The following is a 13,196-nucleotide window of genomic DNA, read 5'->3' on the forward strand; positions in this document are numbered from 1 at the left end:
ATATTTTAAGAAAACAATTTTCTCAACAACAGCCGAAGCGCCCAGAACCACCCTATAATCGCGAACTTTGGCGGCGTTTACTGCTCAGCCATTCCCTTATAAAGCACGATAAAAGGATACCCGTGAATCTGACCCTGGGCCAAAAGCTGATTCGTACCAAACCGGCCGAACGCGCGCACGAAGACAGCCAGGCCCACGGTGGCGGCCTGACCCGCTCGCTGGGCCTGTTCCCGCTGACGATGATCGGGGTCGGCGCCACCGTCGGCACCGGCATCTTCTTCACGATGGTCGAAGCGGTGCCGAAAGCCGGCCCGGCCGTGATCCTGTCCTTCCTGATCGCCGCCGTCACCGCCGGTCTCACCGCGCTGTGCTACGCCGAGCTGGCCGGGCGCGTGCCCGCCTCGGGATCTTCCTACTCGTTCGCCTACGCCACCGTCGGCGAGTTCGCCGCCTTCATCGTTGCCGCCTGCCTGTTGCTGGAATACGGTTTGGCGGGCAGTGCGGTGGCGATCGGCTGGTCCGATTACCTGAACAATTTCCTGCAAAACGCCTTCGGCTGGCAGATCCCGGCGCACCTGCGTTCTCCGATGTTCGTGTCCGACCACAGTAACCTGTCCGTCCAGTCCGGCAACTTCAACCTGCCGCCGGTGCTGCTCGTCCTCATGTGCTGCATCCTGCTGGTGCGCGGCGCCAAGGAGTCGGCCACGACCAACGCGGTCATGGTGGTGATCAAGCTGGCGATCCTGGCCTTTTTTGCCGCGATCGCCTTCACCGGGTTCGACGCCAACAATTTCACGCCCTTCTTCAACACGGACGACAGCAAGGGCTTCGCCGGCATGGCCGGCGTGACGGCCGCCGCCGGCACCGTGTTCTTCTCCTTTATCGGCCTGGACACCATCGCCACCGCCGGCGAGGAAGTCAAGGACCCGCGCCGCAACGTGCCGATCGGTATCCTGATGGCGCTGGTCATCGTCACCGTGTTTTATCTGCTGGTCGCCCTCGCCGCGATGGGCGCGCAGCCGGCCCACCTGTTCGAAGGGCAGGAGGCGGGGCTGTCGGTGATCCTGCAAAACGTGACGGGCCAGGCCTGGCCGGCGCTGGTGCTGTCGGCCGGCGCCGTGGTGTCGGTGTTCTCGGTGACGCTGGTGACGATCTACGGCCAGACCCGCATCCTGTACGCGATCAGCCGCGACGGCCTGATCCCGAAGACCTTCCAGAAGGTCAATCCGCGTACCGGCGCGCCGTTCTCGAACACGGTGATCGTCTGCATCGTGGTCGGCCTGGTCGCCGGCCTGGTCGACTCGACCTTCTTGTGGGACATGGTCAGCATGGGCACGCTGACGGCCTTTATCGTGGTCTCGATCGCGGTGCCGGTGATCCGCGCCAAGCAGGGCCCGAACGCCGAAGTCGGCTTCCGCGTGCCCTTCGGCCCTTACGTGATCCCGGGCCTGTCGGTCCTCGCTTGCCTGTACATCATGAAAGACCTGCCGCTGGCGACCTACCGCGTGTTCTTCATCTGGATGGCGGCCGCGGTGGCGACCTATTTCCTGTACAGCGTGCGGCATAGCCGGCTGAACAAGAAGAATTGATGGAACTGAACGCCGCGCCCGACGCGGCGTTTTTGTGGGCGCGTGCCGGCCGTGTCGTACCACGGGGAACTGCATAAGAAGGGGCCGGATGCGTACTTCGGAAGCCAAAAACCTGTGCCTGAACCCGGCACGGAGGTGAGCGGCCCGGTGGACGAGACTGACTGGCAGGACGGATAAAAAAAAGCCACGCGCCTTGCGGCAGCGTGGCTTTTTCCATGAGCGCGCAGTGATTACAGCGCGTTCATTTCCTTCAGCAGGTTATCCGCCTTGTCCACATGCTTCATGTTCCACAGCATGTAGCGCGAGTCGACCTGGATCGAACGGGTGTTGGCCGTATTGAAATCCCAGTCCGAGATGATCGAATCGAGGGTGCCGTCGAAGGCCAGGCCGATCAGTTCGCCGCGCTTGTTGAGCGCTGCCGAACCCGAGTTGCCGCCGGTGATGTCGAGCGTCGCCAGGAAGTTCACAGGGACCGTTTTCAGGGCCGGGTCGACGTACTTGCCGAAGTCCTTGGCCTTGATCGCCGCCAGCTGCGCCGTCGGTGCGTTGAATTCGCCTTCGCCGGTGTGCTTGGCGACCACGCCCTTGGTGGTGGTGAACGCGGTCCAGGCGCCGGTGCCGTCGGCGCCATGGTCGCGGCCGGCGATCTTGCCGAAGGTGGCGCGCAGGGTGCCGTTGGCGTCAGGGTAGACGGCCTGGCCCTTGCTGTTCATGTAGGCGATCTTCGCCTTCATGTAGCCCGAGTACGCCTTCTGGATCTTGCCACCGAGCTCTTCCTCTTTGGCTTCGTTCTTCAGGTCGGCCTCGTACATGGCGACCGCAGCCTTGATGAAGCTGTCGTTGCTGGCCTTGAAGTCGGCCGGCGACTTGGTCAGCCACGCAGTGCGCGCTTCCTTGTTGGCCAGGGTCGAACCGGCATACGCCTTGTCGAGCGCAGCCTTGATCTCGTCCTGGCTCATGCCGGTCCGCAGGCCAAGGGCGGCGTTGAAGGTCGCGTCCTGCTCGGCGACCGGCTGGGCCAGGTATTTGCCGAGGAAGTGGGCGACCAGTGCCTTGTCGACCTTTTCGTCGTAGGTGCGGTCCTGGCCGGTGATGACTGCGTTCAGGCGCGCCATGTCGCGTTCCTGGAAGCCCGACTTGCGCTGGGCGTCCGGCTTGGTGCGCTCGTTGGCCAGGCGGTACAGGGTGCGTGCCGAACCCAGGAAGCGCGGCTGGGTGTAGCTCGCGTAGAAGCCCTGCTTGGCCTTGGCGTCGCGCTCGGCGATCAGCTTTTCGGCCGCTTCGATGTCGGCGCCGAACTGTTTTTTACGGGCCGCGTCGCTGTTGACCCAGGCCTTCATCGCATTGTGCTCGGCGGTCTTGCGCGCCAGGAAGTCGCTTTCCCCATACGAGGTCAGCATGCCCTTGCGGTTCTTGTAGTAGTTGTTCACGCCCGCGATCTGGCCGGCGTACTTCAGCTTGGCAGCCGGATCGTTCTTGGTTTCGCGTTCGATGATGGCGAGCACGTCACCCGAGGCCTGCACGAAGGCCGGGTAGTTCCATTCGAAGGTCGAGGCCACTTCCGACGGCAGGCGGTGGCGGTTGGTGCGGCCAGGGTAGCCCAGGACCATCACGAAATCGCCTTCTTTCGCGCCTTCGGCGGCGATCTTCAGGTGGTGCTTCGGCACGTAAGGGACGTTGTCGGTCGAGTAGTCGGCGGCCTTGCCGTCCTTCGACACGTAAGCGCGGTAGAAACCGTAGTCGCCGGTGTGGCGCGGCCACATCCAGTTGTCGGTGTCGCCACCGAATTTGCCCACGCCCGACGGCGGCGCGTGCACCAGGCGCACGTCGCGGATTTCCAGCTGCTTCAGGCGGTAGAACTCGAGACCGCCGTAATAGCTGGCCACGGTGCAGCGGTAGCCCGGGGTCTTCTCGCAGGCTGCAACCATTTCCTTCTGGTTCTTCTCGATCGCGTCGATGCGTGCCTTGCCAGTCAGCTTGGCCACTTTGGCGTCGATGATCTGGTCGGTGACATTCGCCACTTCCTCGGTCACGAACACGCGGCTGCCCGGTGCGGCCGGCACTTCCTCGGCCAGGGTCTTGGCCAGGAAGCCGTTCGCCAGCAGGTCTTTCTGCGGGGTCGAGTTGACGGCGATGCTGTTGTAGACGCAGTGGTGGTTGGTGACCACCAGGCCCTGCGGCGAGACGAACGAAGCCGAGCAGCCGCCCAGGCTGACGATCGCGCCCATCGGGAATTCGGTCAGTTTGGTCAGCGTTGCCGGGTCGAGTTCGAGGCCGGCGGCCTTCAGTTGCTGGGCTACTTGTGGCAGCTGCTGCGGCATCCACATGCCTTCGTCCGCGTGTGCGGCGAAGCTGGTCAGGATGGCAAGCGAGAGGAGAGTCTTTTTCATTCGCGATCGGTAAGAAGGTTTATCGGATACGTCCGGGCTCTATCGAGTATCCCGAGAGTATCCGTAATCCCCAGTCCGGTCGTCAACCGTTATTTCCCGCTGGTCCCGCCGTGCCGCCCGGCGTATTTACAGCTGGGCGCCGAACAGCGAGAAAATCTCGCCGCTCAGCTTTTCGGTCCATGGCCGGTTGCGCCAGGCGGCCAGCGTGATCGGGCGCGCGCGGCGCCAGTCGTCCTCGAACACGGCCACCTGGGCGCGCGCGAAGTCTTCGTCCAGCACGTTCAGGTTGGCTTCGTCGTTGATGCTGAACGAGCGGTTGTCGAAATTGGTCGAGCCCACCGAGACCATCAGGGAGTCGACGATCAAGGCTTTCACGTGGTACATCGTGGGCTGGTATTCGGCGATCTGGATGCCGGCTTCGAGCAATTCGCCCCAGCGTTCGCGCGAGGCCTGGCGCACCACTTCGGCGTCGATTTTCGTGCCGGGCGTGATGATGCGCACCCGCACGCCGCGCTTGGCGGCGGCGACCAGGGCGTGAATCGCCAGTTCGTCCGGCACGAAATACGAGGCCGACAGGTCGATCGACTCGCGCGCGGCGGTGATGGCGAGCAGATACATCAGGTGCATGCTGGCGCTGCCGCCGGTCGGGGAGCTGGAAAACATCTGCGCCGGCATCGTGCCGCGTGGGGCGAGGGGCGGGAAATACAGCGGGCCGTCCAGCACGACGCCGGTCGATTTCGTCCAGTTGTCGGTAAACACGGCCTGGACCTGGCCGACCACGGGACCTTCGATGCGGAAATGGGTATCGCGCCAGTGCTCTTCGTCCTGGGCATTGCCGCGCCACTTGTCGGCAATGCCGACGCCGCCCGTAAACCCGACCATGCCGTCGACGACCAGCAGCTTGCGGTGGGTACGGTTGTTCAGCCGGGCTAGTTTCCACCAAGCAGGTTTATGGTAGCGCTGAACTTGCACACCAGCATCGCGCATGCGCTGGATGGCGGCATCCTCCAATTTCATGCTGCCGATAAAGTCGAGCATCAGGTGGACTTTGACGCCAGCGCGGGCACGCTCGGCCAGCGCTTCGGAAAACTCGCGGCCGATCGTTCCTGACCAATAGATATAGGTTTCGAAGGTAATGCTTTTCTGCGCGCCACGGATGGCGGCGAGCATGGCCGGGAAGATCTGGTCGCCGTTGAGCAGGGTCTCGACCTTGTTGCCCTCGATGATGGGCGGGCCCAGCAGGACACCCATCGAGCGCCGGAACTGGGAGTCGTGGACATCGTACTGGCGCACCAACTGGGTCTCGATCTGCTTCTCGCTCGGCATGAAATTGAGCGCGAGAAAGCCGACAAGGAGGGTCAGGATGCTGGTGGTAATGGCAACGGAGACGGTATTGGCACGCATGGCTTTATCCGGGCGAAAAAAAACCAACGCATGAAAGCGTTGGTTTTATGTGGGGCAGACCAACTTTTTATTAGCGAACGCGACCGCGACGCAGCAGGTTCACGATTGCCAGCAGGATAACAGCACCCAGGAACGAAACCAGCAGCGACGACACGCTGAAGTCATCGGAATTGATGGTACCGGAACCGAACAGCGGGGACAGCAGCCAGCCACCCAGGAAGGCGCCAACGATACCAACCACAACGTTCAGGATCATACCTTGCTCAGCATCCGTCTTCATGACCATGCTTGCGAGCCAGCCCAGGATACCACCGACAACGATCCAAATGATGAATAGCATTTTGATTCCTCCTCATAGTAAAAAAAACCTACCCGAGGCCAATTGATTACGGTGGCCATGTGAAAAAGTCTACGGAAGTACGGCACAGCGGGTCGGTGCGGCAACTCACGTTAGACGACGAATCTGCACATGACGTTCCATACACGCTTTTCGGCATGATTCATTGCTATTTTGGAATGTATGAGGTGAGTGCGTCAGCGAACAGAAGCTAGTGTCCAGCGGGCATATTGTTCGATCACTGGCAACCCAACTGTTGCAAGACTTGAACGCCATAACCACCTTCGAAAGGGATCCAACATGAGCTACGACACCAACAAACAAAATTCGCGCATGGTCACCGGCCTGTTCCCGGACCGCGCCAGCGCGGAACGCGCGTACGGCACCGTTTCGGAACGTGGTTACAGCCGGGATGACGTCAACCTGATGATGTCGGATACCACCCGCAAGACCCACTTCGGCGATACCGATACCGAACTCGGCAGCAAGGCCGCGGAAGGCGCCGGCATCGGCGCCGGCATCGGCGGCACCATCGGCGCCGTCCTGGCAGGCATCGCTGCCGTCGGCACCACCCTCGTGCTGCCGGGCGTTGGCCTGGTTGTGGCGGGTCCCCTGGCGGCAGCCCTGGCTGGCGCCGGCGCGGGCGGCATCACCGGCGGCCTGATCGGCGCGCTGATCGGCGCCGGTATTCCGGAAGAGCGTGCCAAGCACTATGAAGAAGGCATCAAGGGCGGCGGCATCCTGATGGGCGTGCATGCCCGTTCGGACGAAGACGCGGCCCACATCGAGCGTTCGTGGACCGAACACGGCGGCTCGCACGTGATCGGCACCGGCGTCGGCGCCGTCGGCGGTGCGCTGGCCGGCGCCGCGATCGGCTCCGCAGCCGGTCCGATCGGTACCGTTGCAGGTGCCGCCATCGGCGGCGTCACCGGCGGCATGGCCGGCAAGGGCGTGGGCGAAGTGGTCAATCCGAAGACCGGTGACGACCTGAGCGAACACCACCTGGCCAAGGGCGTCGGCGCCAGCACCGGCGCGGCCACCGGCGCGGCACTCGGTGCCGTGGGCGGCCCGATCGGCATGGCAGCGGGCGCCGTTGTCGGCGGCCTGGCTGGCGGCGCTGCCGGCAAGGGCGCCGGCGAAGTGGTCAATCCAAAGGCCGGCGACGACCTGAACGACCATAACCTGGCGCAAGGCGTCGGTGGGGCCGGTGGCGCCATGGCCGGCGCGGCGGTCGGTTCGGTCGGCGGCCCGGTCGGCGCGGCTGCGGGCGCCGTGATCGGCGGCCTGGCTGGCGGCGCTGCCGGCAAGGGCGCGGGCGAGGTCGTCAACTCGAAGCCGGGCGACGAGCTGCACGACCATAACCTGGCGAAGGGTGTCGGCGCCGGCGGCGGCGCGGCAGCGGGCGCGGCGGTGGGCGCGGTCGGCGGCCCGGTCGGCATGGTGGTCGGCGCGGGCGTCGGCGCTGCGGTCGGCGGCATGGCCGGCAAGGGTGTCGGCGGCCTGGTCAACCCGGCGCACGAAGACGCGCACTGGCGCGACCATTACCAGACCGAGTCGTACTACACGCCGGGCTACACCTACGACGACTACCAGCCGGCGTATGCGCTGGGCTACAACGGCAAGAGCCGTTACCCGGGCAGCTACGACCAGAACGAGCACTACCTGGCCGACGAGTGGAGCACCGCGCGCGGCAACTCGCGCCTGTCGTGGGACCAGGCCAAGATGGCCAGCCGTGCCGCCTGGCACAAGGTCGAGCGCGCCATTCCGGGCGACGCGGACCGTGACGGCCGTTAATCCGGTCTCACCCTAGCGTCAGCACGATGAAAAAAGCCCCGCTGCCGGAAGGTAGCGGGGCTTTTTCTTTGGGGACGAAAAGCTTACTGCTTGACCGCTTCGACCTGGATCGCCAGCTTTACTTCCGGCGAGAAGCGCGGCAGGCCGAAGTTCACGCCGTAGTCGCTGCGCTGGAAGGTGGCCGAGGCGTCGGCGCCGCAGACTTCGCGCTTGAGCATCGGGTGCTCGATGCACTTGAACTTGTTGATGGTGAGGGTCAGCGGCTTGGTCACGCCGTGCAGCGTGAAGTCGCCGTCGACGGCAACCGGGGTGTCGCCGTTGAAGCGGATTTTATTGCCCTTGAAGGTCGCGGTCGGATATTTGGCGACGTCGAAAATGTCCGGCTTCTTGGCGTGCTCGTTCATCTTCTGGTGGCCGAAGTCGACGCTGTCCATGTCGACCGTGATGTCGACGCTGCCCGTTTTTGCCGCACGGTCGAGCACGATGGTGCCGCTGGTCTTGGTGAACTTGCCGCGCCAGACCGAGATGCCCATGTGATCGGCTTCGAAGCTCGGGTAGGTGTGGTTCGGCTCGATCTGGTAGGTGTCGGCGGCGGCGCAGGCGAAACTGGCGCTGGTGGCAAGCGTGGCGGCAATCAGGAGCTTGAGTTTCATTCGTAACATCCCTTGGTTGATGGGTTATTGGCCCGCGGTGACGCGGAATTTGATGACAACTTCGTCGGCGACCATGCTGGTGTCTTTCCACTCGCCTTCGCCGATATTAAAAGCCAGCCGTCGAATCGGCAACTGTCCCTCGAACACCTGTTTTCCGGCTTCGGTTTTCACGGTCAGCGGAAAGTTCACGTCGGCGGTCCTGCCCTTGAGCGTCAGCTTGCCGGCCACGTTCAGCTTGCCCGGTCCGGCAGCCTTGATCGCAGTCGAGACGAAACTTGCTTTAGGAAATTGCGCCGTGTTGAACCATTCCTTTTTTGTAACTTCGCGATTGTACTCGGGGTCGCCCAGGTCCATGCTGGCGGTCGCGATCTCGACGGCGGCCTTGGACGCTTCGGGGCGGGCCGCGTCGTAGTCGATATTCGCCGTAAACGTCTTGAACCTGGCTTCGACCGGCACGCTCATCTGCTTGAAGACGGCGGCGACGCTGCTCCTGGCGGGGTCGGTTTTAAGAGGAACGGCAAATGCCAGCGAGCTCGACAGCAGCGCGGCGGCGGTGAACAGGTGCAGGGTTTTCATCGGATTTCCTTATTTGGAGAAGGGCAGCATGCGGCCCATGACGCCATCGCGGTCGACCAGCAGATGCTTGAACGCGGCCAGGACGTGCAGGGCGACCAGGCTTGCCAGGCCCATGGCGAGCCAGTAGTGCAGCGCTTTCAAAACGGGTTTCAGGACAGGATCGGCCTCGATCAGGACCGGCAGCGGGAACAGCCCGAAGTACACGACCGGCACGCCGGCCGCCAGGCTGTAGAAATAACCCGACAGGGGAACGGCGAACATCATGACATACAACAGGCCGTGCAGCAGGTGCGCAGCCCGGCGTTGCCACGGAGCCATGGTGCCCGGGTAGGCGGGCGGGGTGCGGCGCAGGCGCCACAGCAGGCGCAGCGCGGCCAGCGCCAGCACCGTCACGCCGGCCCATTTGTGCCACGAGAAATAGCGCAGCTTGGTCGGCGTCAAGCCGGGAATGTCCGTCATTACCAGGCCCAGCGTGAAGGTGGCGACGATCAGGAGGGCGATCAGCCAATGCAAGGCGATGGCGATGGAAGAGTAGCGCTGCATAAGAAATGCCTGATATGGTACTGATTAGAACTAAACTATAGCAAAAAAGAACGGACGACGCTCACCGAAGGACTGTTTCTTTTGTACACTACCAGCAATTGTTAAACGTGCACAGGCGCAAGCGACGCGGAATGTAAAATTCAAACAAGCGAGCGCGTCCTGAAAACCATGGCGAGCCTGTTCGCCCCGTGTCGAGGAATCGTATGTACAACTGTTATCGAAGGCGGCCGCGCCTGCACCGTGTGGCCTTGCTGCTCGGTTGCGCATTGGCTGCCGCGTCGGCTACGGCTGCGGCAACGGTCCAGCCCGACCACCCGCAAGTTGCCGATTTTGCCGATTTGTCGATCGAGGAACTGGCCAACATCGAGGTGACATCGGTATCGAAGCGGCCCGAACGCCTGCTCGCGGCGCCTGCGTCGGTGTTCGTGATTACCGCCGACGACATCCGCCGCTCCGGTGCCGCGAGCTTGCCGGACGCGCTGCGGCTCGCGCCCAACCTCCAGGTGGCGCAGGCGAACGGCCCCTCGTACGCGATCACGGCGCGCGGCCTGAATGGCGGCGGCAACAGTGCCCCGAACAAGCTGCTGGTGCTGGTCGACGGACGCTCGGTCTACACGCCGCTGTTTTCCGGCGTGTTCTGGGACGTGCAGGACCTGATGCTGGAAGACATCGAGCGCATCGAAGTCATCAGCGGCCCGGGCGGCACCCTGTGGGGCGTGAACGCGGTCAATGGCGTCATCAACATCACCACCCGCGCGGCCCACGATACCCAGGGCAGCCTGGCTGTGCTGCGCGGCGCCAACGACGGCGCCGATGTCGCGTTCCGCCAGGGCGGGCGCGAGGGAGACGCCAACTGGCGCGTCTACGGCAAGGCGCGGGCGCGCTCGCACACGGAACTGGCCGGCGGCGCGCCGGTCGACGATGCCTGGCACGCGGGGCAGGTCGGTTTCCGCGCCGACTGGGAGCGCGGTGCCGACCGTTTTACCCTGAACGGCAACGCCAACCGCGGCAGCTTCGCGCAGCCGAAGCCGGGCTTGATCAGTGTCGGCGGCACCGATCCGCAGCTGGGCACGATCGATACCGAGGGCGTCAACCTGACCGCCGACTGGTTGCATGCGCTGCAGGATGGCGGCACCCTCAACCTCCAGATGTATTACGACTATACCCGGCGCGAGGTGCCGCCGACCTTTACCGAATCGCTCGATATCGTCGACCTGCAGTTCCAGCACACGCTGGCAACGAGGGGCGCGCACAGCCTCGCCTGGGGCGCGAACCTGCGCCACAGCTGGGACCGGGTGCAGGGCAGCGAGTACGTCGCCTTCCTGCCGGAGCGCCTGAACCAGACCTGGCTCAGCCTGTTTGCGCAGGACGAGATCGCGCTCACCCCCACGCTGCGCGCCACGCTCGGCGCGCGCGCCGAGCGCAACGACTACACCGGCTACGAATTCCTGCCGAGCGCGCGCCTGTCGTGGAGCGTGGCGCCGGGCCACGCCGTCTGGGCGGCCGCCTCGCGCGCAGTGCGCGCGCCGTCGCGCCTGGATGCCGACGCCTACATCCCGGGGCGTCCTCCCTACGTCCTCGACGGCGGCAATGGCGTGCGTTCGGAGGTGGCCAAGGTGTTCGAACTGGGCTATCGCGGCCAGCCGCTGCCGCGCCTGTCCTATTCGGCCACGCTGTTCTACAACGATTACGACCACCTGCGCACCCAGGAGCTGGCGCCGAGCCGCACCATGGTGCGTTTCGCGAACCTGCTGGACGGCCACGCGCTCGGCATCGAGATGTGGGGCAGTTACCAGGCCACGAAATCATGGCGCCTGTCGGGCGGGCTGACGGCGATGCGCGAGCGTTTCCACCTGCAACCCGGCAGCAACGATGCCGCCGGCGCCCTGCGCGCCGGCTTCGACCCCTCGCACAGCCTGCAGCTGCGCTCGCATTACAGCATCGACGCGGCGCGCGACGTGGAGCTTGCCGTGCGCAAGGTGGGGGCGCTCGATATCGGCCCCGTGCCGGCCTATACGGCGGTCGACGCGCGTTTCGGCTGGCGCGTCCGGCGCGGGCTGGAGCTGTCGGTCGCGGCGATGAACCTGAACGGCAGCCACCCGGAATACGGCTCCATCGCGACGCGCTCGGAGGCGCCGCGTACCGTGGCGGTCAAGATGGTCTGGCAGAACTGAGGGGGGCGTAGGGTGGACGGCTATACCCGGTCGGGTGAGAGGCTGCGCCTTTCACGCCGTCCACGCGTTCAACCATCGGGTGCCGGGATGCACCGTGATTGTTGACTGTGCGTTGAACGCGTGGGCGGCGCATAAGCCGCGTCAATGCAAGTTCCCGGGTATAGCCGTCCACCCTACAAAAAAGCCCGCGCCATTGCTGGCGCGGGCTTTTTTTTTGACTGCGGCGTCTCGACGAAATTAAATCGCCTTCGCCAGCTCCGCTGCGATACCCGTGTAATTGGCCGGCGTCATCGCCAGCAGCAGGTCCTTGGCATCCTGCGGGATGGCCAGCTTGCCGATGAATTCCTGCAGCGCTGCACGGGTGATGCCCTTGCCGCGGGTCAGTTCCTTGAGCTGTTCGTAAGGGTTCTCGATGCCGTAGCGGCGCATCACCGTCTGCACCGGCTCGGCCAGCACTTCCCAGTTCGCGTCCAGGTCCTGCTCGAGGCGGGCGGCATTCACTTCCAGCTTGTTCAGGCCGCGCAAGCAGCTGTCGTAGGCCAGCAGCGCGTAGCCGAAGCCGACGCCGATGTTGCGCAGGACGGTCGAGTCGGTCAGGTCGCGCTGCATGCGCGAGACCGGCAGCTTCTCGGCCATGTGGCGCAGCACGGCGTTGGCCAGGCCCAGGTTGCCTTCCGAATTCTCGAAGTCGATCGGGTTGACCTTGTGCGGCATGGTCGACGAACCGATTTCGCCTGCCTTCAGCTTCTGCTTGAAGTAGCCCAGCGAGACATAGGTCCAGATGTCGCGGTTGAGGTCGAGCAGGATGGTGTTGGCGCGGGCAATCGCGTCGAACATCTCGGCCATGTAGTCGTGCGGCTCGATCTGGATGGTGTACGGATTGAAGGTCAAGCCAAGCCGCGACTCGATCACGTCCTTCGAGAAGGCCGGCCAGTCGAAGCCGGGGTAGGCCGACAGGTGGGCATTGTAGTTGCCGACCGCGCCGTTCATCTTGCCGAGGATCTCGACATCGGCGATGCGTTTCACGGCGCGCTGCAGGCGGGCCACGACGTTGGCGAATTCCTTGCCGAGGGTGGTCGGGCTGGCGGTCTGGCCGTGGGTGCGCGAGAGCATCGGCAGCGCCGCGTTGGTGTGGGCGATCTCGGTCAGCTTGGCGACGATGTTTTGTAAAGCCGGCAGCATCACGGTATCGCGCGCGGCTTTGAGCATCATGCCGTGCGAGGTGTTGTTGATGTCTTCCGAGGTGCAGCCGAAGTGGATGAACTCGGAGGCCGCCACCAGTTCCGGCACATCCTTGACTTGCTCCTTCAGCCAGTACTCGACCGCCTTGACGTCGTGGTTGGTGACCGCCTCGATTTCCTTGATGCGCGCGGCGTCGGTCTCGCCGAAATTCGCCGCGATCTTGTCGAGGTGAGCGCTCGCCTCGCTGGAGAACGGCTTGATCTCGTCAAACCCGGCCTGGGCCAGGGCTTGCAGCCAGGCGATCTCGACCATCACGCGATGGTGCATGAAGCCGGCTTCGGACAGGATCGGGCGCAGCTTGTCGGTCTTGGCGGCATAGCGGCCGTCGAGCGGCGACAGGGCCGACAGGGAGGAAAGTGGGGCGGTAGCGGTCATGGCGGGCGGTCCGTGCAAAAACGCGGATTTTACCACCGTGGGCGTCCGGCGCCCTTGTCGGGGGTAGATTGAAACGGACCGGCGCGGCCGGATTCGGCGGCCGGGTCGATGCTATACTC

At 64.2% G+C, this 13,196-nt stretch carries 10 protein-coding genes; 3 read left to right on the plus strand and 7 right to left on the minus strand.

Features of this window, described 5'->3' with window-relative positions:
- Positions 1 to 122 precede the first annotated feature (122 nt).
- Positions 123 to 1,589: an APC family permease gene (locus tag ACFPAH_RS01205; RefSeq protein ID WP_379739389.1), complete on the plus strand. Its 1,467-nt coding sequence runs from the start codon at positions 123 to 125 to the stop codon at positions 1,587 to 1,589.
- Positions 1,590 to 1,819: 230 nt separating this feature from the next.
- Here ACFPAH_RS01205 and ACFPAH_RS01210 read toward each other — a convergent pair whose 3' ends face one another.
- The 3 genes from ACFPAH_RS01210 to ACFPAH_RS01220 all read right to left on the minus strand — a co-directional run bounded on the left by ACFPAH_RS01210 (position 1,820) and on the right by ACFPAH_RS01220 (position 5,723).
- Positions 1,820 to 3,979, minus strand: coding sequence for a S46 family peptidase (locus ACFPAH_RS01210; RefSeq protein WP_379739392.1), 2,160 nt, complete (start codon positions 3,977 to 3,979; stop codon positions 1,820 to 1,822).
- 126 nt (positions 3,980 to 4,105) lie between these two features.
- Positions 4,106 to 5,383: a phospholipase D-like domain-containing protein gene (locus ACFPAH_RS01215; RefSeq protein WP_379739395.1), complete on the minus strand. Its 1,278-nt coding sequence runs from the start codon at positions 5,381 to 5,383 to the stop codon at positions 4,106 to 4,108.
- 70 nt (positions 5,384 to 5,453) lie between these two features.
- Positions 5,454 to 5,723, minus strand: a complete 270-nt coding sequence (locus ACFPAH_RS01220) for a GlsB/YeaQ/YmgE family stress response membrane protein (RefSeq protein WP_020656446.1) — start codon at positions 5,721 to 5,723, stop codon at positions 5,454 to 5,456.
- A gap of 297 nt (positions 5,724 to 6,020) precedes the next feature.
- Between ACFPAH_RS01220 and ACFPAH_RS01225 the strand changes: the two genes are divergently transcribed.
- Positions 6,021 to 7,514, plus strand: coding sequence for a hypothetical protein (locus tag ACFPAH_RS01225; protein ID WP_379739398.1), 1,494 nt, complete (start codon positions 6,021 to 6,023; stop codon positions 7,512 to 7,514).
- Between the two features lie 83 nt (positions 7,515 to 7,597).
- Here the strand turns inward: ACFPAH_RS01225 and ACFPAH_RS01230 are convergent, their stop codons facing one another.
- Genes ACFPAH_RS01230 through ACFPAH_RS01240 form a run of 3 tightly spaced genes read right to left on the minus strand, consistent with a single transcriptional unit; the run spans position 7,598 to position 9,286 of the window.
- Complete coding sequence (locus ACFPAH_RS01230; RefSeq protein ID WP_379739401.1) at positions 7,598 to 8,167, minus strand: YceI family protein; 570 nt, start codon at positions 8,165 to 8,167, stop codon at positions 7,598 to 7,600.
- Positions 8,168 to 8,191: 24 nt separating this feature from the next.
- Positions 8,192 to 8,743: a YceI family protein gene (locus tag ACFPAH_RS01235; RefSeq protein WP_379739404.1), complete on the minus strand. Its 552-nt coding sequence runs from the start codon at positions 8,741 to 8,743 to the stop codon at positions 8,192 to 8,194.
- Positions 8,744 to 8,752: 9 nt separating this feature from the next.
- Positions 8,753 to 9,286, minus strand: a complete 534-nt coding sequence (locus ACFPAH_RS01240) for a cytochrome b (RefSeq protein ID WP_379739407.1) — start codon at positions 9,284 to 9,286, stop codon at positions 8,753 to 8,755.
- 203 nt (positions 9,287 to 9,489) lie between these two features.
- Between ACFPAH_RS01240 and ACFPAH_RS01245 the strand changes: the two genes are divergently transcribed.
- Positions 9,490 to 11,460, plus strand: a complete 1,971-nt coding sequence (locus ACFPAH_RS01245; RefSeq protein ID WP_379739410.1) for a TonB-dependent receptor plug domain-containing protein — start codon at positions 9,490 to 9,492, stop codon at positions 11,458 to 11,460.
- 237 nt (positions 11,461 to 11,697) lie between these two features.
- Here ACFPAH_RS01245 and purB read toward each other — a convergent pair whose 3' ends face one another.
- The gene (purB, locus tag ACFPAH_RS01250) at positions 11,698 to 13,077 is read right to left on the minus strand and encodes an adenylosuccinate lyase (RefSeq protein WP_379739413.1); all 1,380 of its coding nucleotides are present in this window, start codon (positions 13,075 to 13,077) and stop codon (positions 11,698 to 11,700) included.
- Between the last annotated feature and the right edge of the window lie 119 nt (positions 13,078 to 13,196).

The organism is Massilia sp. GCM10023247, assembly GCF_042653325.1.
Lineage (GTDB): Bacteria > Pseudomonadota > Gammaproteobacteria > Burkholderiales > Burkholderiaceae_D > Telluria.

Bases quoted from the DNA above. Each gene is read 5' to 3' on its own strand.
- ACFPAH_RS01210 (WP_379739392.1), bottom strand. From the start codon at position 3,979: ATGAAAAAGACTCTCCTCTCGCTTGCCATCCTGACCAGCTTCGCCGCA.
- ACFPAH_RS01215 (WP_379739395.1), bottom strand. From the start codon at position 5,383: ATGCGTGCCAATACCGTCTCCGTTGCCATTACCACCAGCATCCTGACC.
- ACFPAH_RS01220 (WP_020656446.1), bottom strand. From the start codon at position 5,723: ATGCTATTCATCATTTGGATCGTTGTCGGTGGTATCCTGGGCTGGCTC.
- ACFPAH_RS01225 (WP_379739398.1), top strand. From the start codon at position 6,021: ATGAGCTACGACACCAACAAACAAAATTCGCGCATGGTCACCGGCCTG.
- ACFPAH_RS01230 (WP_379739401.1), bottom strand. From the start codon at position 8,167: ATGAAACTCAAGCTCCTGATTGCCGCCACGCTTGCCACCAGCGCCAGT.
- ACFPAH_RS01235 (WP_379739404.1), bottom strand. From the start codon at position 8,743: ATGAAAACCCTGCACCTGTTCACCGCCGCCGCGCTGCTGTCGAGCTCG.
- ACFPAH_RS01240 (WP_379739407.1), bottom strand. From the start codon at position 9,286: ATGCAGCGCTACTCTTCCATCGCCATCGCCTTGCATTGGCTGATCGCC.
- ACFPAH_RS01245 (WP_379739410.1), top strand. From the start codon at position 9,490: ATGTACAACTGTTATCGAAGGCGGCCGCGCCTGCACCGTGTGGCCTTG.
- purB (WP_379739413.1), bottom strand. From the start codon at position 13,077: ATGACCGCTACCGCCCCACTTTCCTCCCTGTCGGCCCTGTCGCCGCTC.